The 23833-nt window shown below is 58.7% G+C and carries 24 protein-coding genes and 1 tRNA gene; 11 read left to right on the top strand and 14 right to left on the bottom strand.

Annotated features, from left to right (window positions below; all coding sequences use genetic code 11):
- Nucleotides 1-105: 105 nt before the first annotated feature.
- From HY010_21810 to HY010_21795, 4 genes are all read right to left on the bottom strand, one after another.
- Nucleotides 106-1080 carry an alpha-ketoacid dehydrogenase subunit beta gene (locus tag HY010_21810; GenBank protein MBI3478376.1) on the bottom strand — a complete coding sequence of 325 codons (975 nt, stop codon included), beginning with the start codon at nucleotides 1078-1080 and terminating at the stop codon, nucleotides 106-108.
- 112 nt (nucleotides 1081-1192) lie between these two features.
- Nucleotides 1193-1348: a lmo0937 family membrane protein gene (locus HY010_21805; GenBank protein MBI3478375.1), complete on the bottom strand. Its 156-nt coding sequence runs from the start codon at nucleotides 1346-1348 to the stop codon at nucleotides 1193-1195.
- A gap of 46 nt (nucleotides 1349-1394) precedes the next feature.
- Nucleotides 1395-1949 (bottom strand): DUF3341 domain-containing protein, encoded by a 555-nt coding sequence (locus tag HY010_21800; protein MBI3478374.1) that lies wholly within the window; start codon nucleotides 1947-1949, stop codon nucleotides 1395-1397.
- Nucleotides 1950-1990: 41 nt separating this feature from the next.
- Nucleotides 1991-2383 (bottom strand): BON domain-containing protein, encoded by a 393-nt coding sequence (locus HY010_21795; GenBank protein ID MBI3478373.1) that lies wholly within the window; start codon nucleotides 2381-2383, stop codon nucleotides 1991-1993.
- A 213-nt stretch (nucleotides 2384-2596) separates the two neighbouring features.
- Here HY010_21795 and HY010_21790 point away from each other — a divergent pair, with 213 nt between their 5' ends.
- The 9 genes from HY010_21790 (at nucleotide 2597) to HY010_21750 (ending at nucleotide 8700) form a co-directional block, all read left to right on the top strand.
- Nucleotides 2597-3322 carry a PEGA domain-containing protein gene (locus HY010_21790; protein MBI3478372.1) on the top strand — a complete coding sequence of 242 codons (726 nt, stop codon included), beginning with the start codon at nucleotides 2597-2599 and terminating at the stop codon, nucleotides 3320-3322.
- A 130-nt stretch (nucleotides 3323-3452) separates the two neighbouring features.
- Nucleotides 3453-4460 (top strand): 4-(cytidine 5'-diphospho)-2-C-methyl-D-erythritol kinase, encoded by a 1008-nt coding sequence (locus tag HY010_21785; GenBank protein MBI3478371.1) that lies wholly within the window; start codon nucleotides 3453-3455, stop codon nucleotides 4458-4460.
- 82 nt (nucleotides 4461-4542) lie between these two features.
- Nucleotides 4543-4616 (top strand) — tRNA-Gln (locus HY010_21780).
- Between the two features lie 91 nt (nucleotides 4617-4707).
- The gene (locus tag HY010_21775; GenBank protein ID MBI3478370.1) at nucleotides 4708-5736 is read left to right on the top strand and encodes a ribose-phosphate pyrophosphokinase; all 1029 of its coding nucleotides are present in this window, start codon (nucleotides 4708-4710) and stop codon (nucleotides 5734-5736) included.
- A 135-nt stretch (nucleotides 5737-5871) separates the two neighbouring features.
- Nucleotides 5872-6588: a 50S ribosomal protein L25 gene (locus HY010_21770; protein ID MBI3478369.1), complete on the top strand. Its 717-nt coding sequence runs from the start codon at nucleotides 5872-5874 to the stop codon at nucleotides 6586-6588.
- A 60-nt stretch (nucleotides 6589-6648) separates the two neighbouring features.
- Nucleotides 6649-7230 (top strand): aminoacyl-tRNA hydrolase, encoded by a 582-nt coding sequence (locus tag HY010_21765; protein ID MBI3478368.1) that lies wholly within the window; start codon nucleotides 6649-6651, stop codon nucleotides 7228-7230.
- 36 nt (nucleotides 7231-7266) lie between these two features.
- Nucleotides 7267-7689 (top strand): 30S ribosomal protein S6, encoded by a 423-nt coding sequence (gene rpsF, locus HY010_21760; GenBank protein ID MBI3478367.1) that lies wholly within the window; start codon nucleotides 7267-7269, stop codon nucleotides 7687-7689.
- A gap of 77 nt (nucleotides 7690-7766) precedes the next feature.
- Nucleotides 7767-8120 carry a 30S ribosomal protein S18 gene (locus tag HY010_21755; protein MBI3478366.1) on the top strand — a complete coding sequence of 118 codons (354 nt, stop codon included), beginning with the start codon at nucleotides 7767-7769 and terminating at the stop codon, nucleotides 8118-8120.
- Nucleotides 8121-8247: 127 nt separating this feature from the next.
- Nucleotides 8248-8700: a 50S ribosomal protein L9 gene (locus HY010_21750; protein ID MBI3478365.1), complete on the top strand. Its 453-nt coding sequence runs from the start codon at nucleotides 8248-8250 to the stop codon at nucleotides 8698-8700.
- 129 nt (nucleotides 8701-8829) lie between these two features.
- On the opposite strand, the gene HY010_21745 is transcribed toward HY010_21750, so the two are convergent.
- Nucleotides 8830-10740 (bottom strand): ATP-dependent DNA helicase, encoded by a 1911-nt coding sequence (locus HY010_21745; GenBank protein ID MBI3478364.1) that lies wholly within the window; start codon nucleotides 10738-10740, stop codon nucleotides 8830-8832.
- 296 nt (nucleotides 10741-11036) lie between these two features.
- On the opposite strand from HY010_21745, the gene der reads away from it, so the two are divergent.
- On the top strand, nucleotides 11037-12464 hold the full coding sequence (der, locus tag HY010_21740; protein ID MBI3478363.1) for a ribosome biogenesis GTPase Der: 1428 nt from the start codon (nucleotides 11037-11039) through the stop codon (nucleotides 12462-12464).
- A gap of 23 nt (nucleotides 12465-12487) precedes the next feature.
- On the opposite strand, the gene HY010_21735 is transcribed toward der, so the two are convergent.
- From HY010_21735 to HY010_21695, 9 genes are all read right to left on the bottom strand, one after another.
- Nucleotides 12488-12913 (bottom strand): PaaI family thioesterase, encoded by a 426-nt coding sequence (locus HY010_21735; GenBank protein ID MBI3478362.1) that lies wholly within the window; start codon nucleotides 12911-12913, stop codon nucleotides 12488-12490.
- 29 nt (nucleotides 12914-12942) lie between these two features.
- A complete protein-coding gene (locus tag HY010_21730) occupies nucleotides 12943-13383 on the bottom strand; it encodes a biopolymer transporter ExbD (protein ID MBI3478361.1) in 441 nt (146 codons plus the stop codon).
- Between the two features lie 185 nt (nucleotides 13384-13568).
- Nucleotides 13569-14687, bottom strand: a complete 1119-nt coding sequence (locus tag HY010_21725; protein ID MBI3478360.1) for a hypothetical protein — start codon at nucleotides 14685-14687, stop codon at nucleotides 13569-13571.
- Between the two features lie 75 nt (nucleotides 14688-14762).
- Nucleotides 14763-16019, bottom strand: coding sequence for an ABC transporter permease (locus HY010_21720; protein MBI3478359.1), 1257 nt, complete (start codon nucleotides 16017-16019; stop codon nucleotides 14763-14765).
- 6 nt (nucleotides 16020-16025) lie between these two features.
- Nucleotides 16026-17285 carry an ABC transporter permease gene (locus tag HY010_21715; GenBank protein MBI3478358.1) on the bottom strand — a complete coding sequence of 420 codons (1260 nt, stop codon included), beginning with the start codon at nucleotides 17283-17285 and terminating at the stop codon, nucleotides 16026-16028.
- A 138-nt stretch (nucleotides 17286-17423) separates the two neighbouring features.
- Nucleotides 17424-18857 carry a methylenetetrahydrofolate--tRNA-(uracil(54)-C(5))-methyltransferase (FADH(2)-oxidizing) TrmFO gene (trmFO, locus tag HY010_21710; GenBank protein ID MBI3478357.1) on the bottom strand — a complete coding sequence of 478 codons (1434 nt, stop codon included), beginning with the start codon at nucleotides 18855-18857 and terminating at the stop codon, nucleotides 17424-17426.
- Nucleotides 18854-19333 carry a GNAT family N-acetyltransferase gene (locus HY010_21705; protein MBI3478356.1) on the bottom strand — a complete coding sequence of 160 codons (480 nt, stop codon included), beginning with the start codon at nucleotides 19331-19333 and terminating at the stop codon, nucleotides 18854-18856. The genes trmFO and HY010_21705 overlap by 4 nt, the downstream gene beginning before the upstream one ends.
- Nucleotides 19334-19463: 130 nt before the next feature.
- Complete coding sequence (selB, locus tag HY010_21700) at nucleotides 19464-21359, bottom strand: selenocysteine-specific translation elongation factor (protein ID MBI3478355.1); 1896 nt, start codon at nucleotides 21357-21359, stop codon at nucleotides 19464-19466.
- A gap of 119 nt (nucleotides 21360-21478) precedes the next feature.
- On the bottom strand, nucleotides 21479-23050 hold the full coding sequence (locus HY010_21695; protein ID MBI3478354.1) for a glycosyltransferase family 39 protein: 1572 nt from the start codon (nucleotides 23048-23050) through the stop codon (nucleotides 21479-21481).
- A gap of 133 nt (nucleotides 23051-23183) precedes the next feature.
- On the opposite strand from HY010_21695, the gene HY010_21690 reads away from it, so the two are divergent.
- Nucleotides 23184-23807: a hypothetical protein gene (locus tag HY010_21690; protein ID MBI3478353.1), complete on the top strand. Its 624-nt coding sequence runs from the start codon at nucleotides 23184-23186 to the stop codon at nucleotides 23805-23807.
- Nucleotides 23808-23833 lie beyond the last annotated feature (26 nt).

Raw genomic sequence — 23833 nt, 5'->3', positions numbered from 1 at the left:
AACAAGTATATCGAACATAGGTTGGCGGCGCAGGCGGCGGGAAATGCTGCTCTGGAGCCTATTTTCGACGCACCAACGATCGTGCTGATGCCAAGCAGCCGGGCGTCAGTACGCGTGCAGGCGGCGTGCTTCGCGAACGACGTCGCTCACTTTCGGCAGAAAGAATTCTTCCTGCGGCGGCGAGAACGGCACGGGCGTATCCAGCGACGTGATCCGCACAATGGGCCCGTCGAGATCGTCAAAGGCTTCTTCGTTGACGATCGCGGAGATTTCTCCGGCCAGGCCGCCGGTTCGTGCGTGCTCGTGAAGGACGATCACCTTGTTGGTCTTCTTTACGGTCGAAGCGATGGCTTCGCGGTCGAGCGGGGACACGGTGCGCAGATCGATGATTTCAATTTCGATGCCTTCTCTACTTAGTATCTCTGCCGCTTCGAGCGCGACATACACCATGGCGGCGTAGGTGATGACGCTCAGATGGCGTCCTTCACGGGCGACGCGCGCCTTCCCGATTGGGACAACGTAGTCATCGGACGGAATTTCTTCCTTGATCCGGCGATATAGATATTTGTGCTCGAAGAAAATCACGGGATTGCTGTCGCGAATCGCTGCCTTCATCAGCCCCTTAGCGTCATAGGCCGTCGCCGGGCAGACGACTTTCAGTCCGGGTGCGTGCACGAACCACATCTCCGGATTCTGCGAGTGAAACGGCCCGCCATGGACGTTGCCGCCGCTCGGACCGCGAATCACCATGGGCGCAGGCGCTCCCCAGCGATAGTGCGCTTTGGCAACCATGTTCACGATCTGGTTGAAGGCGCAGCCGATGAAGTCCATGAACTGAAACTCGGCAACGGGACGCAATCCTGTGAGGGCCGCGCCAAACGCCGCGCCCACGATGGCAGACTCTGCGATGGGAGTGTCGATGACACGCTCAGGACCGAATCGATCGATGAAGCCGTCCGTGACTTTAAACGCGCCGCCGTAAATGCCGATGTCTTCTCCGATACAGAAGACCGTAGGGTCGCGCTCCATTTCCTCCCAGATTCCCTGGCGGATGGCTTCGAGATAGGTCACGGTTGGCACGTGAGGAGTGTAACAAGGGAGGGCGGAATGACGACAGCACGAGCGCGAACGACCCGCAATGGGCAACGCGTGCCGGGGGACAGGTTCTTCCCCCGACCGCCTTGCTCTCTCTCTAAACGGTGCGCCGTCCCATGACAAAGTGCAGGATTAGGGAGATCACCGCGAACACCAGCAGCAGATGAATGAGTCCACCGGCTACATGGAACACCGTGAAACCGCCCAACCAGGCGATCAACAAAATCACGAACAGGATTGTCCAGATACTCATCGTTTTCTCCTTTGCCGCTGCTGTTGAGGATGAATGCGAGCTGCCCTTAGGCAATTCGCCGTTCGAAATTCCCTTCCTTGGCGCCACTGGCTTCGCCGGTGGAGGAAATATCCTGCGCGCCGGTCTGCTCCAGGATCTCCTTGGCGCGCTTGGTCTCGTCCGAACTCTCCGAGTGAACCGAGACCAGGATGCCGCCGTCTTTCACGCGGCCTTCGTAGCGCTTGGCTTCGTATTCCGGAATGCCCATACCGACGAGTGCGCCCGTGAGACCGCCGAGCGCGCCTCCAACACCCGCGCCCGCCAACGCGGCTACGATCGGGCCGGCGGCGATGAAAGGTCCGAGGCCGGGGATGGCAAGCGCCCCGATGCCCATTAGCCAGCCCAAGCCTCCGCCGAGAACCGCGCCGGTGCCCGCACCTGCGGTTGCGCCTTCTGGAGCCTTGGTGCTCTTTTCGGTGGCAAAGTCCCGAGTGCCTTCGTTCTCGGGGAACAGGGCGGAAATGTCCGCATTGGAAAATCCTGCGGCCTTCAGAGAGTCGACGGCGCGTTCCACACCCGCGCGATCCTTGTAGATACCGAATACTGACGTGTTGTTACCCATATTGAAATCTCCTTTATGTTTGAAACGTGGAGCGATTGAAACTACTTCGCCGGTTTAACGTCGAGTTCGCTGGTGACTTTGTCTTTGCCGACGACTTCCGCAGCCTTGGCTTCGATCAGTTGCTTTTCGTCGTCGGATCGCACCACGCCCTTGAGCGTGACCATTCCGTTCTGCGAAATGATCTTCACGTTGTGTGCGTAGGTGGAGAGCGATTTGTCGCTCATGATCGAATGGCGAATCTGCTTGGTGATGTCGAGGTCGGAGCGATTGTTTTTCTGTTGATCCGCCGTGGGCTCGGAGGCGGCTTTGTCGCGCTGGTTGACCTTCGTATTATCGGGAGCGGGCGCCGGCGCGGAGGAATCCTGCGCACTGGCCCAGACCACCGAACCCGCGAGCAGACATCCGAACGCAACCCGCTGCAAAACGATTTTCATGTTCATGTGTTGACTCCTTTCAAAGACCCCTGGGAAAACCAGACTCAGCGTAGGCGGTCGGCGCGGAGGTGTCTGTACAGCCAAGGGTGTAGTTGGAGGGAAATATTCCGGGACAGGGCACGATGACTTGATCCCAAGAATGCGGAAAAAAGCGCGAGACCAAGTTCCTGCTAGAAGCCTGCTTCCCATACCTTGTAAACTGGAAAAGAAGAAATGAAGCGGACTTTTCTTATCTTGCTAGCGCTGGTCGGATGCGCGGCGATCTGTGTGGCGCAAACGCCCTGGCAATATGCCCGCATTGTCGACGTTCGCAAGTCGGTGGAAACCAAGACCAAGGCTTGGGTTGTGAACACCCCGATCACCGAGGATCTGATCACTTACACAATCTCCGTGCAGGCGCAGGACAAGATCATCATGGGGACGTACGAGCTGACTCCGGAAGAGTCCGCACCGCCGGAGGAGTGGACGACCAATTATCCGGTGAAGATCCAGATCGCGGCGGATCGGCTGTTTGTACGTGGGCCAACGGGCGAAATCCGGCTGCATATTACTCGCCGCAAGGCGGGCAAGATCATGACGCCCCTCACCGCCGATGAAAAGAAACAGCTGGAACAGATAGAAGCGCCGGCTGGATCGATGGTTGGATTTTCCACCGAAAAGACTGCTGGAGCGGCTGCTCCTCCCGCGGAAAACACTCCGCCGCCAGAGCCGGTCGCCTTGCCGCCAACAACGGGCGTGGTGACGGTGCGGTCTACGCCTTATCTTTCCGAAGTCTTCGTGGACGGCGATTCGATGGGATACACGCCGGCCAAGGTGAGCCTGCCTCCCGGGAAACATTCGTTTCGAGTGGAGAAGGCCGGATACAAGCCCTGGACGAAAGAGATCGCGATCACAGTTGGATCGGAGTTGACTCTGGACGCTAATCTGGAGAAGAAGTAACGTCCTTCGCTGTTCGCCGTTCGTCGTTCGCTTCTAGCGTGCCCAGTCCAACGCCTCGAAGTCCCGTTGCTTGCGTTCCCGCCGAAGGACGAACAGCGAACAGCGTGTTTTCGCTTACAATTCCTCTTCCATGCCAGTCACGATCCGTTCGTTCGCGAAAATCAATCTCGGCCTGTACATCGGTCCGCCACGGGCGGATGGATTCCATGATCTGCGCACGGTGTATCAGACGATCGCGCTGCATGATGTGATCCGGGTACGGATTGGGCGCGGAACCGGGATTGCGATTACCTGTGCAGACCCGCGTGTGCCTTGCGATTCGTCCAACACCTGTTACCGGATGGCGGAGCGGGTGTTGGAGGAACTCGATAGTTCGAAGCGAGTCGAGATCGAAATCGAAAAGCGGCTGCCGGTGCAAGGCGGCCTGGGCGCCGGATCGTCGAACGCGGTCGCAACCATGATCGGGATGGAGCGCGCGCTCAAGAAACGGATGACGCAAGCGCGACGGCTGCGCGTGGCGGCGGCGGTGGGATCGGATCTCCCGCTGTTCCTGGTGGGCGGGACCGTGCTGGGAGTTGGACGCGGGGAAGAAGTGTATCCGCTGGCGGATTTTCCGGCTACGCCGATGGTGGTCGTCACTCCTGATATTGGCGTCTCGACACCCCGGGCGTTCGCGGATTGGGATGCGCTGGTTAGCAACGGAGAGCCTGCCGAGCTGCGCTCGGCTTGGACAGGTCAGAGACCTGTCCCCACGCAATTGACGGCATCGGATGGGTCCGATAGACTACTTGAGGTTGGCCGCGCGATGTCGGCGTGGCTCGTTTCACCTAACACCGGTGCTTCTGCGTTAGGCAGGAGCCGGGCCGGGAGCCTGCTTCCCGACCTTGTCCGTACCGGGATTGAAAACGACTTTGAACGAGTCGTCTTTCCGCAATATCCCGAACTGCGAGACATGAAAGGTGCGTTGGAACGAGCGGGAGCGGTGTATGCTTCCCTCTCCGGATCAGGGTCAACTCTGTATGGGTTGTTCCAGAATCGTGCTGCGGCTACCCGGGCAGTGAGTCGCCTGCGAAAGCAGGGTCTGCAGGCGGTGGCGACGACCACGTTGACGCGCAAGCAGTATTGGAAGAGTCTCTAGTTTTTAGTTGCGAGTGAAATCGAAATTGCATGTTGCGGGCTCGGTCTGCAAAACTAGAAACCAGCAACTAGAAACTGATTTTTGGGCCGTCGACTAATGGTAGGTCAAGTGCCTTTGGAGCACTTTGTCTAGGTTCGAATCCTAGCGGCCCAGCCAGAAAACAGTTCTCGGTTCCCAGTTCTCAGTTCTCAGAGAGAAACTGGAGCCCAGAGACTGAGAACTGAGAACCGGGAACTGAGAACTGCATATGGCCACTGCGACAACGACCGCGGAAAAAACGGAGAAACTGCCGATGGCGGACGAAAAGCCGGAGCGCAAGCCCCAGCGCGTCCGGGTGGATGACAAGTTCAAGATATTTTGCGGAACGGCCAATGAGCCGCTCTGTGATGAAGTCTGCCATTTTCTAGGTATGACGCGCGGACAAGCGATGGTGACTCGCTTTGCCGACGGCGAAGCCTACGTGCAGATTCAGGAGAATGTCCGCGGCGCTGACGTCTTCGTCATGCAGCCGACCTGCCATCCGGTGGACATGCACCTGATGGAAGTGCTGCTCATGCTGGATGCGCTGAAGCGCGCGTCGGCACGGCGCATCACCGCGGTCATCCCGTATTACGGGTATGCGCGGCAGGACCGAAAAGATAAGCCGCGAGTGCCGATTTCGTCCAAGCTGGTGGCGGATTTGCTGACCGCCGCGGGCGCGCACCGAGCGTTAGTCATCGATCCGCACACGGCGCAGTTGCAGGGATTTTTTAATATCCCGGTCGACCACTTATTCGCTTCGCCGGTGCTGGTGGACTACTTCAAGAAGTTGAGCCTGCCGAACCTGACCGTGGTATCGCCGGATGCAGGCGGCGTGGAGCGTGCCCGCTTCTTCGCAAAGAAGATGGACGCAGCCTTGGCCATCGTCGACAAACGGCGCGTCGAGATGAACGTGGCGGAAGTGATGCACGTCATCGGCGATGTCCACGGACGTACTTGCTTAGTGATTGACGATTTGATTGACACGGCCGGGACGCTGGTAAAAACGGCGCAGGCTTTGCTGAACAACGGCGCGCTCTCGGTTTATGCGTGCTGCTCGCACCCGGTGCTGTCCGGGCCGGCGGTGCAGAATATTGTGAACTCTCCGATCACAGAGGTGGTGGTGACCAATACCATCCCGCTGACTGAGGCGGCGAGGCAAGTCCCGAAGATCAAGGTGCTGACGATCGCGGGATTGATTGGACGGGCAATCCAGTCCATTCACGAAGAAACTTCGGTCAGCAAACTGTTTCTCTAGGTAGAGCGTCGTTTGGTCGCTCGTCGTTCGCGGGACAGCAACGCTGTCAACAGTATGGAACGTCGCGAACGACTAACAACCAACGACTAGCACCTAAGACAGATCAGCAGGCTGTTTAAAGGACGGAACGGAATTATGGCTACAGCAACGGATGTGAACATTCTGGAAGCGCAAGAGCGCGAGCCAGGCAACAAGAATGCGGCGCGCCGAGTACGCGTGGCGGGCAAGGTCCCGGCGGTAGTGTACGGCGCCGGAAAAGATACGGCCGTCATTTCGGTCGATCCTCGCCAGGTGATGCGCATTCTCAAGTCAGAAAGCGGACACAACACGATTTTCGACCTGGCGCTGGGCAGCGATCGCGTGAAAGCGATGATCGTGGACTGGCAGTTCGAACCGATCAAGGGAAAGCTCCTGCACATCGATCTCTTACGCATCGCGATGGACAAGAAGCTGAAAGTCACGGTGCCGATCGTCCTGAAGGGCGAAGCGGTGGGCGTGAAGACCGACGGCGGCATTCTTGAACAGTTGCTGCGCGAAGTCGAACTGGAATGCTTGCCGGCCGACATCCCGAAGTCGATCGAAGCCGATATCAGCCACCTTGTGTTCGGCGTCGATTTGCGCGTGAAGGATCTGGCGCATGGCGACAAGCTGAAGTTCCTGACCGACGAAGATCGCATGGTCGCGCACATCACGACCGTGAAGGAAGAAGTGGTGGCGGCTCCGGAAGCAGTTGCCGACGCTGCGGCGACTCCGGCTGAGCCTGAAGTTATCAAGAAGGGCAAGCAGGATGCCGAGGGTGCCGAGGCCGAGGGGAAACCCGAGGGCAAAGCCGAGAAGAAAGATAAGAAATAAGAGCTACTGGCTTCTAGCTGCTAGCTAGGAGCCAGCGGCTAGAAGCTAAGAGCTGACTTCGTGAAACTGATTATCGGTTTGGGAAATCCTGGAATCGAGTATCAGTTCACGCCGCATAACCTCGGCTTTCTGGCGATCGATCGGATCGCAGCAAATCTGGGTGTGGAAATACGGAATCGTCAGTGTCGCGCGTTGACGGCGCGGGCAGAAATCGCTGGACAAGCGGTGCTCCTGGCCAAGCCAGAAACGTTCATGAACTTGAGCGGGCTTTCGGTAAGCGAACTGGCTGCGGAATATCAGGCGGACGTGAAGTCAGACCTGATCGTAATTTACGACGAACTGGATTTTCCGCTGGGCACGATGCGAGTTCGCCAGCGGGGCAGCTCGGCGGGGCATAACGGGATCGAGTCGATCCTGGGTGCTTTAGGCACCGACGAGTTTCTGAGGATTCGGTTGGGGATTGCGCCGGAGAAGAAGATTTCAGACTCGGTGAAATTTGTACTGACACCGTTTCGCAAGGCGCAATTGAAAGTGGTCGACGAAATACTGGACTCGGCCGCGAATGCAGTCGAGATGATTTTGAAAGACGGGCCAGCGGCAGCGATGAACAAATTCAATCGCAAGCCGGATTCGCCCGAGTAAGTTGCGGTTGGCAGTCCGAAAGTTTGGAGACAACGAATGAATCGTACTTATGAACTGATGTTTATTGTTCGTCCTGACATGGTGGAAGACGACCTGAACAAGCTCCTTTCCACATTGGAAGCGTCGGTTGCTTCGGCACACGGGACGATGAAGAGCGAAGTCTGGGGCAAGCGTCGGCTGGCCTACAGCGTGCGGCGGTTCAACGACGGAATTTTCGTCCTGCTGTTGCTGGAAGGCACGGGTGCGATGGTTCACGAACTGGAACGGCGCCTGCGCGTAACAGAACCCGTGATCAAGTTCCTGACGGTTCGCACCGACGAAGAATTGAAGCGCCTGGACAAGGTCAAGAAGCTTCGGGATTCGAAGAAGAAAGCCAGCGCGGCGCCCCCGGTTCCCGCGGCGGCTCCAGCGCCGCCTGCACCAGAAGCGGGCACGGAACCTGCGCCAGCGGCGGTTTAGGCAGTTCACGAGTGAGGGACTGTTCGCAGCGTTGAAGCGTTGCGCCACCCCAAAGACAATCAAGTTTAAGGAGCACTATGGCAGAGGAAACGAAAGCACCATCAAGCGATTCGCGCCCGGAACGAAGCGGCGGCGATCGGCCGGATCGTGGCGGTCCGCGTGGCCCGCGTCCGGGCGGCGGTCCCGGCGGTTCTCGCGAAGGCGGTCGCAAGTATTTTCGGCGCAAGAAGGTCTGCAAGTTCTGCACCGAGAAGATTGAATCGATCAACTACAAGGACGTCCGGCTACTGGCAGGGTTTGTTGCCGAGAGCGGAAAGATTGTTCCGCGCCGCCTGACGGGCGTTTGTACGCGGCACCAGCGCAGGCTGTCCGCCGCCATCAAGCAGGCTCGCAATATCGCGCTGCTGCCATTTGCAGGACGCGCACAGTAATTTCAAGAACGTCGTTGGCCGTTCGTCGTTGGTCCTTCGCAAAAGCCGCGCAGCGCGGTTGAACCTGGGCCCGGCGAATTGCGAACGACGAAGGACGAACGACTAACGACGAGTTACGGAGTCATTCATGGAAGTCATCCTGAAAGAAGACGTGCCCAAGCTGGGCAATCGCGGCGACGTAATCAAGGTCGCCGAAGGTTATGGACGGAATTTTCTGCTTCCGCACAAGCTGGCGATCGAAGCGAACGCCGCCAACAAGGCAGTCATCGCCCAGATGAAGGCTGCTGCTGTGCGCCGCTCGGCTAAGGAAAAATCAGAGGCCGAATCACTCGCCAAGCAGTTTGACGGGCTCGAGGTTTCGTTCACGCGCAAGTCGGGCGAGAATGATCAACTCTTCGGGTCGGTCACGTCGGGAGACATCGCGGACGCGCTGGAGAAGAAGAGCTTCCACATCGACCGTCGCAAGATCCAAGTGCACGAACCGTTGAAGACGGTTGGTGAATTCACCATTCCGATCAAACTGCACAAGGACGTGACCACGCACCTGAAAGTTGTGATCGGGAAAGAAGCCGCAGAGTAGGCTTGTCACCGGCTTTTGGGCGGCGCAGCGGTTCACCGCTGCGACCAAACGATAAATGTTGACGGCTTCAGCCACTGTTATGACTTCAGGAGCTGAAGCCGTTCCCTTTTCCACTCTCAGGTAGTCCGGTTAGGAATCCGCACCGAAGAATTCTTCCACTTTCCGCAAGTCAGTTGTCCGGCTGTAACTCGGCAGACTCTCTACAAACACTTTCCCATATTGCTTTTTCAGGATGCGGTTATCGAGTAGTGCCAGCAGTCCGCGATCGTGGAGAGAGCGGATCAACCTTCCAAAGCCTTGTTTCAGCGTAATCACCGCGCTCGGCACCTGGTAGTCGAAAAACGCGTTGCCGCCGCCGGCGTCGATGGCTTTTACTCGCGCCGCGACCACCGGATCGCTTGGCACCGCGAAGGGCAAACGGTCGATGATGACGCAACTCAGTTGCTCGCCTTGCACGTCAACGCCTTGCCAGAAGGATGACGTGCCAAACAGGACGGCGTGCGGCGTGATGCGGAACTCCTCGAGCAGCGCGGACTTCGGCGCATCGCCTTGCCTCAGTAGGGGGAAGTCCAACACCCCCAGCAGGCGGTCGTAAATTTCGTTCATCTGCGCGTAGCTGGTGAAGAGGACGAATGCCCGCCCGCGCGTGATTTCCAGCAGGCGCTTCACGCGGTCCGACGCTTGCGTGACAAATTGCGGCGTGCGCGGATCAGGCAGGTCGGGCGGCACATAAAAAATGACCTGGCTCTGATAATCGTAGTGCGACGGTACGACCAACTCGCGCGCATGGTCCAGCCCGAGACGTTGCCGGATGTATTCAAATCCCCCGCCGACGGCGAGCGTGGCCGAGGTAAGGACAGCAGTCTCCATCTGCGACCACAGGCACTCACGCAGGATAGGCCCGACTTCAATCGGCGTGGCCTGCAGAAAGACGTTGGTGCGGCCGCCGGCATGGCCTTCGTCCGAGGATCGGCGGGAGCGAACGGTTCCGCGAAAACCTCGGCGCTCGATCCAGAACACTGTGTTGGGATTCTCGTCTTCCATCACGAAGCTAAGCTGCACCTGCAACTGCTGCGCGCGACGGGCGATGCTGAAGACCTGGTCCGGCTTTTGCGGAAGCTGCTCGAGCTCCGCGCCGATGCGGCGTAGCGCATTGTTCAGCGCGTCATATTCTTCGCCGTTTTCTTCGAGAAATTCACGGCGCGCGTCGAAGGCAAACCGTCCATCGCCCGCGGGCATCAGGGAGAAAAAGAGTTGCGAGCGCTCGCGCAACGCCTTGATAGCGCCGGAAACGCCTGCTGTGTAGAGCTTTTCGCGCTGCAGGAGACTTTCGAGGTCACGCGCCAGTTCGTCCATGCGCGTGTTGCTGACGGAGATGCCGAAATAGTTGCCGGCTACTTCTTCCAGTTCGTGGGCTTCGTCAAAGATGACCACGCCACAATCGGGCAGGATCCCAGCGTCGGGCGCCTTGTCGGCTTCGAGTTTGATGGCGAGGTCGGCGAAGAAGAGATGGTGATTGACGATGACGATGTCACTTTCCGCAGCGCGCCGGCGCATCTCGGTGATGAAACAACGCTCAAACTCGGTGCACTTCTGGCCCGTGCAAGTGTCGGCGCGGGCGTCGAGTTTATGCCAGAGGGGGCTGGCCTCGGGCAGTTCGGCGAGTTCGGATTTGTCGCCCGTCGAGGTTGTCTTCTCCCAGGCGGCAATGGCGCCGAACTGTTCGATCTCTTCCAGCCCGCTGAGGATGGGCTCGTTGGTCTGGTCGTAAAGCTTCTTGCGGCAGAGATAATTGTTGCGCCCCTTCATGTAACAGACGTTCAATTTGCCGCTGCCATCGCCGAATAGAGCACGCTCCAGAAATGGGACGTCTTTCTGAAAAAGCTGCTCCTGAAGATTCTTGGTGCCGGTCGAAATGATGACGCGCTTGCCGGAGCGCAACACGGGCAAAAGGTAAGCGAGAGTTTTGCCTGTGCCGGTGCCCGCTTCCACGATCAGGTGCCGCTTTTCGGCGATGGCTTCTTCGACGGACTGCGCCATCTGGAGTTGGCCGCGGCGGAATTCATAGGCGGGATGCGTCTTCGAAAGTACCCCGCCGGGTGCAAAAAACTGGTGGAGCGAGAACCCGGCCGCGGGAGACGCTGGATGAGAAGTGGAAGGCACGAATTCCTATCATAAGGCCTGGGAGCGCCGGCGTAAGCGCCCGGCCGGGGACGCGGCTGGGCGCTCGTGTTCTAATCATCACTGAGAAGAATCCAGCATTGAAGAAAACCAGACGTAAACTCGCTCATCAATCAGAAGCACGGCGGCCAGCCCAGGAACTCGCTGACGCCGGAATGCTGCCGCTGCTCGCCATCGTCGGCCGCCCCAATGTGGGGAAGTCCACGCTGTTTAACCGGTTGACAGGATCGCGGCGCGCGATCGTCGGCGACGAGCCCGGCATCACTCGCGACCGGCTCTACGGTCAGGCCGAGTGGCGGGGCCGCGATTTCCGAGTGGTCGATACGGGCGGCATCGTTCCCGATGACAAAGAATTCATCCCGGCCGAGATCTTCCGCCAGGCGCGGGTTGCGCTGGATCAGGCCATCGCCATCGTAATGGTGGTCGATGGCCGGACCGAACTCGCGGCTCCGGATATGGAGTTGGCGCAACTCCTGAAGAGGAGCGGCAAACCCCTTTTTCTGGCGGTGAACAAAACGGATTCCGCGAAGGAGATGGTTCTCGACGCCGAAATTCACCGGCTAGGCATTCACAAATGGTTCCCGATTTCCGCGGAAAATGGAAATGGGATTGATGACTTGCTCGATGCTTTTCTTGCGATTGCACCCGAAGTCAAACTCGTAGTGCCTGAGGAGCTGAAGGTCGCAGAGGAAGGCACCGGGGAAGATGCAGGGACAGACGCGCCCGCGCCGGCCCCACAACCCCGCGAGATCAAGGTGGCGATCATTGGGCATCCGAACGTTGGCAAGTCGACCCTGCTGAATCAGCTTACGGGCACGTCGCGCGCGATTGTCTCGCCCATTCCCGGGACGACGCGCGACTCGGTGGACGAAGTGCTCGACTACCACGGCCAACATATTCGCTTCATCGATACGGCGGGCATCCGGCGTAAAGGCAAGACGCACTTGATGGCGGAGAAGCTTTCCGTGGTGATGTCGCGCAAGAATCTCGAGGCTGCCGACATCGTCCTGTTCATGGTGGACGCGACGGAGGGCGCGAGCGGCCTCGATGCGTCGATCGCTGGATACGCGCACGAGAGCGGGCGATCCGTAATCATCGTGGTCAATAAATGGGACCTGATTACGAGTGGCGAAAAGCGTGCCATCAGCCAGGCCAAAGCGGCACGCATTCAGGATTCGAAGCGTCCGCATGACCGCGCGCTGTTTGAAGAGCGATTGCGCTATGGATTGAAATTTCTGGCATATGCTCCGGTACTTTTTATTTCTGCCCAGACCGGGGCTGGCACCGACAAGATCCTGCCGCTGATCGAGAAGGTTTCTGCTGAACGTAACAAGCGCATCTCGACAGGAGAAATGAACCGCTTCGTGAAGCGCGTTGATTTCGATCGAGCTTCGGTTCCGATGAGCAAACGCGTCCGGATTTACTACATGACGCAGGCCGGCGTGGCTCCGCCAACATTCGTGCTATTCACCGACCGCCAGGTAAAGCTGCATTTTTCCTTCGAGCGGTTTTTGGAAAATCAGATTCGTGAAGCGTTTGGTTTCATGGGGACGCCGATCTGGATCAGAAGCCGGGCGAGCTAGCAGCGCCGTCTCACACCCTCTCATTATTCTTGGTTGGGATTGATCGTAATAATGGTTGCGAGCATCGTCGCGACCAATTTTTCTTCTCCCGCCTTCACGGCAAACACATCTGCCGCGCACACCGTAATATTTCTTCCCGCTCGCTTCACATGGGCACGGGCCACGAATTTCTCTCCTACCGCGGGAGACAACAGGTTCACCTTGAACTCCACGCTGAGGACGTCGGCATTTTCGGGCGCAACGCTGAGGGCGGCATATCCACAGGCTGAGTCGAGCACGCTGGTGATGGCTCCCGCATGCAGAAAACCGTTCTGCTGCGTGAGGTCAGCGCGAAATGGGATCTCGATTTCAACCGCGCCGGCCTTCACGGCGAGTAGCGATGCGCCCAGCGTACCCATGAATCGTTGCTGCGCGAAATTCTCGTGAACGCGTTGCAATGGATCTGGCATGCGCTCCATTTTATCGTTGACGGGCAGACTCAGTGCGCATGCGCTGCGGCCGCTTCATCGTGGAGCAGGCCGAGGCGGTCAATGCCCGCTTCGTGGGCGGTATTGATGACCTCAGCCACTTGCTGGAAATCAATGTCGTCGTCGGCTTCGACGTACGCGATTCGCTCGACCCGGCTACTGAAGATGTCGAAGAGCCGCTGGCGCAGGTTGCTCCAGAGGACCACTTCATCGTTGATCTTGATGTCAGGATGGTCGACAGCTTTCCCATCGCGCACCTGGATCACGATCGTGCGATCGGGCGGCGGGATGGAATGATCCTTGGGGTCTGGTTGCTGCGGGATCTGCGCCTCCAGCCCGGCCGGCTTCTGCTCGATCACGACAATCATGAAAATAATGATGAGTACCAGGAGAACGTCGATCAAAGGAGTGACGTTCATCTGCGGACCACCGCCTGCCGTTGAGAATGACATCGTATGACTCCTGGCTGATTCATGCTCAACGATTAGAGCCGTTCTGCAGTGGGCTACGGCGGCATGGCGAGACCATGTCTTTTTCCGAGCCTCGCCAGCTACCAACGGGCTGAATCAGGTTTGCGTTCGGCACGCGCGTGTCTTGAGGGATTTGACACTGTCGGCGGCGCGCGAGTTCCCGAGCGTTATCCGATGGGTGCCGGAGAAGGAGGCAATGGTGGCGAGAATGGCGGCGGCTCGGATGTGGGCGTGGCCTCCGGTGCAGGTGGAGCCGGCGCCGGTGCTGGGTTGAGCAGTGCGCCGAGCTGCGGATAGCGAGCCGCAAAAAAATACATCGCGTAGGCCGGAAAGAACACCGTGGCGGGAGAAGCGACGAGCGCAATCAGGTACATCAATACTACAAATGCGATGGTCCCGAAGATGACGGTCAAACTGATGGTAGCTACGTTCCACGTCAGCCCGGCCGCTACAGCGGCGATCACGAGCAAGACCGTCGGAATGATGATGATCAGAGCGGGAATCATGGCGACGATCGTGAACAGGATTCCAGCGGCAATCAGCAGGGCAAACTTCAACAGGATGTAGACCACATAGCGGCCGGGCTCGGTGCGAATCATTCCGATCAGGCGGCTCCAGCCGTCCGCAAAATCGAGGCCTTCGAGCGCCATGATGGGGACGAGAAAATCTTTGGCGGAGATCTGAATGGCGACCAGCGCCAACGCAACAATCAGCAGAACTCCGAGGCCAAGAACGATGGAGACCGCGATGCCGGCGACATGATGACTGCCGTCTTTCAACCAACCTGCGGCACCCATGAAGAGCAAAGGAATGCCGATCAGCAACCCAAAAAACAGCCACGTGGAAACTGCCAGCACAAGTTGCCACAGGAAATAGCGCTTTCCAGCACCATGCCAGCGCTGCCAGCCGTCGCCAATCGAGCATTCCCGGCGCAGCACAGACTCAAACAGGATGAACCGGAAGACGCTGTTAATGTACAGAAAGATAAAAAACATCAAGATCGCAAGCAGCACCAGCACAGCGATCAGGCCCGCAAATTGTGCGATGCGCGCTGGATCGATGTGCGGAAATGCTTGCGCCATGAATTCCTGGCCGCCGCTTTTCTGCCGCGGCTGCGCAAGTTGTGCCCAGTTGCCGAAGCCTCCACATCCACCGACGTGCAGTTCTCCGGCCAGAATGCCAACCAGCGCCAGGCGGGACCACTGCCCAAATCGAAATCCTGTAAACATCTGCTGGCGGGTGTGTTGAATCGCAGGCTGGACGCAATCGACGGCGGATACGGACACGGAGCACTCTCCTCGACACGCGCAGGTTAATTCGGCGGGGCGTGGGCGTCAACCGCGAATGTAGACCTGCCGCGCCTACTCGTAGCGCAGCGCCTCCACGGGATCGAGATTCGCAGCGCGGGACGCTGGAATCATGGCACTCATCACTCCGACCACCAGCAACACCACGGTGGAAATCATGAGCGTGAACAGAGAAATTTTCAGGTGGATATCGGCTTTGCCGGAATCGTCTTCGAACAGCGGGCCCATGAGCGGCAAGGTACCGACCGCCGCCGCAACAACGTAAGACACAACGATGCCGATCAATCCGCCGAGCAACATGATCAGCAGCGTCTCGGCAAGGAATTGTGCCTTGATGTGCCACTTGCGGGCTCCCAACGCTCGCCGCAGTCCGATCTCGCGGATTCGCTCGTCCACCGAAACCAGCATGATGTTCATGACGCCGACCCCGCCGATGCCAAGCGTGAGGATACCGATGAAGATCAGCAGCACTTGCAGTCCGATGGTGATGCCGTTGATGACAGGGCGAAATTCCTCGCGGCCGAACATCTGAATCGCTTTTTTGTCGGTAGGAGAGAACTGCTGTCGTGTCGCGACGGCCGCGAGCACCTGCGCCATGGCGCGCTGTTCGAATTGCGGGGCGACAGGTTCGAACAGGAGTACGGCGGCCTGCTTGGTGTTCCACAGGTCGCCCGCCGCGGAGTAGGGGATCCAGACGGACTCGTCATCGCTGGAGAAATAGTTGCTGAGCTGAATCTTGCGGCCCATCGTGCCGATGACTGTGAATCTCACGCCGCCGATGAGGACGGTTTCCCCGATGGCGGGGCGTCCCGAGAATAATTGTTCGCGCACGCGGGCCCCCATGAAGACGACGCGGCGGCGTTCGAGTTCGTCGAGTGAATTGATCCAGCGGCCTTCGGAGGCTTCTTCGTTGCGCATCTCGCCGTATTCGGGGCAAACGCCTCGGACGGCAGCGGTCCCCACCATGCGGTCACCATAGGCGATGCCGGGCCGCCGGACGGTTTCGAGGCACGCATGTTTTACGAAGTTGGCGGTTTCCTTGACCATGTCGAGGTCAGCTTGCTCGAATATCACTTTCTTGCCGGCGCGCTGGCCTCCCGGCTGCTCGCTGGTCTGCTGCGGCCAGCAAATCACCGCGCCCTTGCCGAAGGCATTGAAGCCGCCGACCAGAATCGCCCGGAAGCTGCCGCCATAGGCGATCAGGAGCGTTACGGTCGCGATGCCCCACACGATCCCGAGCATGGTGAGAGCGGTGCGCGTGCGGTTACGGCTAAGCGCGGCCCAGGCTTCGTTGAAGATTTGGATCAGCATCGCCGGCTAGCCTCCCGCCTCGTGCCGCAGCGCCTCAATCGGATCAATGGCCGCCGCGCGCCGTGCTGGATACAGTGCCGAGAGAATGGCGATCGTCCCAAGTACGCCAAGCGATAGGACTCCCGTCTGCCATGTGGGCAGAAGTCCCGCGAAGAAGTCCGGCATGGGAAGCAAGTTGACGAGCGCGCAGAAACCGAATGCGAGGATCAGACCGAATCCTCCGCTGACCAGCGCGACGATCAACGCCTCCAGGAAGAATTGTCGAAGGATGCTATGCGAGGGCGCTCCCATGGCTTTGCGCACGCCAATTTCACGCGTGCGTTCCCGGACCGCCACCAGCATCACGTTCATCACTCCCAGTCCGCCCAGAAACAACGTCACGATGCCGACCGCGCCCAGGAAATATTTCATGCCGTCGGTCATGGTACGGAACGCCTTGGCTTCCTGGATTGTGTCCCAGATGGGGCAGGCTTCTTTGTCCGCAGGATCGTAGTTGTGCAGCCGGGCCAGCACGTGGCGAACCTGCGACTTGCAGGCTTCGTGTTGTTCCACCGAGCGGGGCGCGACCAGCAGTTGATCGAAGGTTTCCGGTGTGCCGGGCGGTTTGTCGGGAAAGTCGCGGCGCATCGCGGCGTACGGCAGGAAGATCTTGTTCACGTCCCATCCGTCGTAACTGGAGTTCTGCTTCTTGGCCGACATGACGCCGATCACAGTAAAGGGAACGTCGTTGAGATAAACGAGTTGATCGACCGCCGGCCGGCTGCCGAACAATTGCTTCTTCGCGTCGGAGCCCAGGAACGCTACGCGACGGCCTTCCTTGATGTCATCGAAATTATAAAAACGCCCTTCCCCCACCCCCAGGCTGCGGATTTCCGCGAATTCCGGCATGGAGCCAGAGACGGTGAAAGCAGCGGCGTTATATGCGGTGTGAGAGCGGACGTCGTTCTGCTCGAGTTCGGGGATGGCATGCTGGCAGTCGGGCGCTTCTTCCCGCAGATACGGCAGATCGGAGTCGACCCAGTGAACCAGCCGTCCCGCGCGAGTTCCACCGGCTTGCAGGCTGGTGCGGCCGTGGAAGACGATCATCAGGTCTTTGCCAAGAGATTCCGCTTGCTTGGCCTGCCCAACCCGCAGACCCTCTCCGGCTGCCGTCATCAGGACGATCGACACCACTCCCCAGGCGATTCCGAACATGGTGAGCAGGGTCCGAACGCGATGTGCCCACAGAGTACGAAAGACATCGTAGATAAGGTCGCGGAACGACATGCAAGATTCGACGCAGCCAGCACGAATACGAAAGCGCAACTACTCTGCGCAATAGATACGAGCGGAAACGGGAAATGGTTCCCTGGGGAGATGGGAGTTTTCAGATACTTGCGTAAAGCTATGCCCGTCAACAAAAATTCAGGGACCTGGGACAGTGGCGGCCGACACACGATCCCACCAGCCCTGGAAGCTATTGAGCGCGGCCGCGCATTGCAGGCGATGCCGTTCCTTGCGATCGCGGACACGAGTCTCGAGAGCAGGCAGGAGATCAAATGTTATGTTGGTCGGCTGGAAATTCTTGGGATCCGCCTGGGTTACGTAGTGGACCAACGATCCGAAGGCGCTGCTCCGAGGCGGAGGAACCGGTTCGCTGTCGGCAGCGAGGGCGGCGGCGTTCACTCCGGAAAGCAATCCCGTCGCGATCGATTCCACGTAGCCTTCGACTCCACAAATCTGCCCCGCGAAAAATACCGCAGGATGATTCTTCATCTGCAACGTGGGAGTAAGCAGCGTAGGCGAATTGATGTAGGTGTTGCGGTGAATCTGTCCGTAGCGAAGAAAGCGAGCCTGTTCAAGACCTGGGATGAGGCGCAACACGCGCGCCTGTTCTCCGAATTTCAGGTGATTCTGGAAGCCAACCAGATTGTAGGAATCCGCCCGCAAGTTCTCCTGCCGCAATTGGACGGCAGCGTAAGGAATGCGTCCCGTGCGCGGGTCTTTCAGGCCAACAGGCTTCATTGGACCAAAACGCAAAGTGTCGCGGCCACGACGTGCAATTTCCTCAATAGGCAGGCAGCTTTCGAAATAGTTGAGCTTCTCCCAATCCTTTTCTTCGACCGACTGCGCGGCCAGTAATCCGTCGTAGAAATCGTCGTACTCATCTTTTGACATCGGACAGTTGATGTAATCAGCAGACCCTTTGTCGTACCGCGCAGCCAGGTAAACCTTGCTCATGTCGATGGAATCCGCCTCGACAATAGGGCTGATCGAATCGTAAAAAAACAGTTGGTGGCCGCGTGGCTCATGTGGCGCGGGCGCCCCCGCCCGCGGAACGTCCGGAGCGGAACGGTCGTCGAGGCCCACGGCTGGCGCATCCGGGGACAGCTCATCGGGCGGCGCACACAGTTTCTCAATCTCTCGGGCCAGTGCGTCGGACGTCAGCGGCCCCGTGGCGATGATCGTGATCTGCCCTGCTTCGATAGCCACGGCCTCTTCGCGACGAATGCGAATCAGGGGCTCGCGGGAAATTGCCTCGGTCACCTTGCGCGAGAATTCTTCGCGATCGACGGCGAGTGCGTGACCGGCCGGGACGGCGGTTGCGCGCGCAAGTTCGAGAAGAAGCGATCCAGCGCGGCGCATCTCTTCTTTGAGCACCCAGGGTGCGGTGTTCTCGCTTTCGGACTTCAAGGAATTCGAGCAGACGAGTTCGGCGAAATCGGCCGTCTGGTGGGCGGGCGTAGTCCGCACGGGACGCATCTCAAACAGATCGACGGAGATGCCTCGCCGAGCGCATTGCCACGCGGCCTCCGATCCGGCCAATCCGGCACCGATGACTTGGATTCTGGTCGTCAAGAGGCTTTGTCCGCTAGTTTCTGCAGAGCGTCTCCCGTCAACAGAACGCTGCGCCACTCTTCCATGAACTGCCCGCCCATGGTTTTGTACAGGTCGATAGCCGGCTGGTTCCAGTGCAGGACTTCCCATTTCATGAGGACGCAGTTTTCCTGACGGGCGATGCGCGCCACTTTGGCGAGCAGGGTGGTGCCGATGCCGCGTCCGCGATAGGTGGGCCGCACGAATACGTCTTCGAGATAAAGACCGGGGCCGCGCCAGGTCGAATAGTAGTGGAAGAACAGAGCGTATCCGGCGGGATGGCCTTCCCACTCGGCGATAAGGGCGCGAAATTTTGGAGAAGGACCAAAGCCGTCGCGGGCGAGGTCTTCGGCGGTGACCCGGACTTCATCGGGCTCTTTTTCGAAGTCGGCGAGTTCCCAGATGAGGGCGCGGAGCAGGGCGGCATCCTCAACGGTGGCGGGTCTTATTTTCAACATGGTCGGTGGTTTCGGGGAACCCAGGATTTCTGACACCCATTATAGAGGCGAGTGGGTGCAGACAACCGAGGGCAATTTGCCCTCGGGACTGCCGGCAAGGTGCCGGCGCTACGGTTGAGGGCGTTGCTGATTACAGGATGACCCGTTCGTCTCCGACGCGGCGTGTGACTCGTTCGCGATCGAGATATTCGAGCAATGGGATAGCGTATTTGCGGCTCACTCCGGTCAGATCCTTGAAGCGGGCGACATCGATTTTGGGCGTGGTGCTCTTGAGTGCGGCAATTTTCTGGCGAAGATCGCTGAGCGCGCTTTGATGGAAGACAAGATCGTCCGATATTTTCACCAGAAGCTTTTCGCGCAGCAGGAGAGTCACAATTTTTTGCGCTCGGACCTTGTCGACTTTGAGGCCGGCGAGCACTTCCTTCAGCGCCGGTACTTTCAATCCCGCGGAAGCAAAAGCATTCTCGATGATCTGCTTCGATTCCGACTCTTCGTCTTTCATGACAACACCGCGTCCGGGAAGATGGACGAGTTCACTGGAGACTGACAGCTTCTTGTCTCGAACCAGCAGGTCGAGGGCAGCGGAGAAAACCTCTGGGCTGACTCCACACTTGTCGCGCAGTTCTTCTTTGCTGATTCCCGCAACCAGCGGATTCGCCTTGTGAAATTCTGCGGTCAGATTCTTTAAGGACGACGTAAGCGCTGAGAATGCCGAGGCGTGCATAAAAGTGTCCGCAATACGGATCACGGTACCCGTTTGTAAAGCTCGGGCCAGTTGCTGGAGGATGAAATCCCTGCGCCAACCGGTTTCAATCGTGGCTTGGGACAGCGAGAACCCGCTGGCGCTGCGTCGAGCGATGCGCGCTTCGAGTATCGCTTCGGCGGAAGCTCCCGAGAGTTGTTGCAAAAAATTCGGCACGTTCTTTGCTTTCAGCTGCGGACTTGCGTCCAGCACAGCTCCGCCTCCAATGGTCACGACCGGCGAAAACTGCCGCAGAATAAAGCGATCGCCAGGCAGCAGCAGCGTCGGTTCCGTCAATCGGAGCTGCGCATAGCCCTGCGCCCCCGGCGCAATTTGCTTCGCTCCGTATAGACGAACTTCCGCCAAGGCCTCCATGGTGTAAGCGTGAAAGTGCACACGGGCGCGGTCTTTGAGAGCTTTGGCGGTCGGAAGCAGGGTGAGTGAGACGTCAAGGCGCGATGTAGATTTGAAAGTGTTGGGCGGAGCGAGAGTCATGCCGCGCGCCAGCTCTTCGGTGGCGACGGCGGCCAGGTTCAGTGCCGTTCTCTGACCGGCGCTGGCCTGTTCCGCTGCAGATCCATGTACTTGCACTCCGCGGACGCGCAGAAGTTTGCCCGATGGAAATACTTCCAGTTCCTCTTCTTTCGAAATTGTTCCCGAGACCAGCGTGCCCGTCACAACCGTGCCGAAGCCTTTCATCGTGAAGACGCGGTCGATCGGCAGGCGTGCAAGCGCGGTAGAGTCTTTGGCGGAAACTTCCACTGCAATGTTGGCGAGCTGCGAGCGCAATTCGTCGAGGCCGGCGCCAGTCAGCGAACTCACGGCAACGATCGGCGAGTGGGATGCTTCGAGAAATGATCCGCGCAGAAAATCCTCGACTTCGAGGCGGACAACTTCGAGGGTATCCGCATCAACGGCATCGGACTTGGTGATCACGGTGATGCCGCGCCGCACTTCGAGCAGGCGGCAGATATCGAAGTGCTCGCGCGTCTGCGGCTTGATGCCCTCGTCGGCGGCGATCACGAGTAGCACGAGGTCGATCCCGCCCACCCCGGCGAGCATGTTCCGGACAAAGCGCTCGTGGCCGGGGACATCGACGAATCCAAAGCGCAGCACATCGCCGTTGGGAGCTGGCAACTCCAGATGCGCGAATCCAATGTCGATCGTGATGCCGCGGCGCTTTTCTTCCTCGAGCCGATCGGCGTCGATACCGGTGAGCGCCTTCACCAGCGAAGTCTTGCCATGATCAATGTGGCCGGCCGTGCCGACGATGACGGACTTCATTGCGGACAAGTATAGCTGCGAAGCTTCGAGCCTCGAGCTACGAGCTACGATCTTCGAACCACGGGCGATCCGGTTGCGCGGGGCTCGTAGCTCGGGGCTCGCAGCTGTTTCTCAGCAGCCTACCGCCACTTCTTGAGTCGGGGCCACAGTTCGGCCCATGTGCCTTGTTTGAATCCGTGGCAGATGAAGATCGGCAGTTGTTTTTCCAGCGCGTAAGGGTTGTCAGGCGTGAGGCCGACGTATTCCACGCTGGTCCAATATTTTTCCAAAGTCTGTTGATCGTCATCGAGCACGATCATGCAGTTTCCGGAGTATTGACGCGGTCCCCAGAGCCACCATGTTTGATGTCCGCTGAGCGATTGCGGCAGGCCATATTGCGGCCCGAGAAAATCGATGGCCCCGGCTTGACCGTAGTCCTGCGCGAAGATGCCGCAATCGGCCCGCTCGGCGGCAGGAATACGATTCCATGCGCCGACGACTCCCATCACAACTTCGTTCCACCCGAACTGGTCCGCATAGTGTTGCGGTAAAGCCGCACGCGCATGGCTGCGCTCCGTGCGCGGAACCTTGATGGGAAGCTTGGTCATGTAATTCAGAAAGGAGTCGACCGGCAGGACGGGCACGACGAGCGGCGCGAAGTAGGCGCCGGCGGCCAGCACGACGATTGCGAGCGCGGGCTTCAGCCACGACTGGCGAATGCGGTCGATCGCAGAATCGATCACGATACAGCCGGCAGCGAAGTACACGGGATAGATCGGGCCGAGGTAGTAGTTCTTTCCTTTCAGGATGACGAAAGTTGTGAAGGCAACGACGTAAGCCCATCCGAGAAAGCGGTACGGACGGAACCGCGCAGCCACCAGCAACGCGACCACACCGGTGATCCAGAGCAGCGCGTTCACAGGATGGACGATCAGTATCTGTTGCGAGAAATATTCCCACGGCGAAAGGACGACGTCGCGGCCGTCGGCTTTGATGTTGCGCATGAGCTGCACAAAAGGCCAGTCGTGGGCCACGTTCCAGAGCAGGTTGGGCAGGAAGATCAGGAACGCGGCAATGCCGCCGAGCCAGATCCATTTCTCGAGGAAGACGCGACGCTGCGCGGTCAGGAGCAGGCCAACCACGATTGCGAATCCGAAAACTCCGATGGAATATTTTTCCTGCATGCCGATACCGGCAACCACTCCAAACCACAGCCAGTAACGTGGGTTGCGCTGCACGGCTAGGATGGCGAAGAACGCGCAGCCCATCCAGAGCAGTGGCTCCAGGCAATTGCTGGTCAGCAGGCTCGCATTCGAAAGATAAATCGGCGCGATGAGTACCGCGATCGAAGTGAGAATCACTCCGAAACGCTTCCCTCCCAACTCGCGCGCAATCATGCCGCTCAGAACGATCACGGCCGACACTGCGAGGGCTGGCATCAGTCGAACCGCGCGCAGGGATTCTCCAAACACTGCCACGAATATGCGGCTCAATGCGGGCACAAGCGGAGGCTGGTCCACGTATCCCCACGCCAGGTGACGTCCGCACATGATGTAGTCAAACTCGTCGCGGAAATATCCGTAACGGTTATTGAAGATCATGTGCATGACAAAGCTTGCGGCGGCGATGGCGATCACTGCGAGCATCCCGCTTGCGGCAAGGCCCTTTTGCTCGACGCGCTCCTGGTGCAAGTTAGGTGTTGTGCTGTTCATGGCAGGGAAAGCATAACAAAGCGGCGGATGTGTCATGCCACAGCGCGACGGAGTATCATTGGAGTGTCGCTCCGTTACGTCGAAGCTAACCAATCATCGAGTGGCAGTACAACCTTCTTCCTAGGAGGGTGTCATGATTCTCTTAAAATCCAGCCGTAGCTTCATTCGGGCCAGAGTCGTATGGGTCGTTCTGGTTTTCGCATCTCTCGTTCTGCTTTCGGGTTGCTGGGTGTCCTCAACGGAAGGGCTCCAGGAAGGAGACTATCTCCACCGTGACGCGGATATCACGTTCGACCCGAGCTTGATCGGAACATGGGAGGTCAGGGAAGACAAATGCACAACGACCCTAACCGTGACCACCGAACATCAAGGGTATGATCTGAAGGCCGATCATCGAGGAGCGGGCTGCAGCGCGGCCGAGAGCAAGCCCAACTACTACAGCGCTCAGCTCTTCAAACTCGACGATCACCTCTTCCTTGACGTGTCTCCAAAGCCAGATGACGTTTGTGAGATGTGCCTGCCTCTGCATTCGATTCTTCTCGCCAAGCCCGAAAAAGACTTGCTGTCGCTCACTCCGATTAATTCCGAGTGGCTGAATAGTGCCTTGGAACAGAAGACCGTGACGCTGGCCACAAGGCCAGGCGACACGGATATGTTGACCGCATCACCGAAGGATCTCAAAGCCTTCTGCCGTAGGTATGCCGACAATCGCGAGGTGTTCAAGCCAAACCCCAGCTTCATCTTTGCCCGTAAATAGATTCGCGCGGCGATAAGAACTTTGAA

The sequence above is a fragment of the Acidobacteriota bacterium genome, from assembly GCA_016196065.1.
In the GTDB taxonomy this organism is placed as follows: domain Bacteria; phylum Acidobacteriota; class Terriglobia; order Terriglobales; family Acidobacteriaceae; genus Acidiflorens.
Note: the sequence above shows the minus strand (reverse complement) of the source record. Positions and strands in the feature narration are given on the sequence as shown.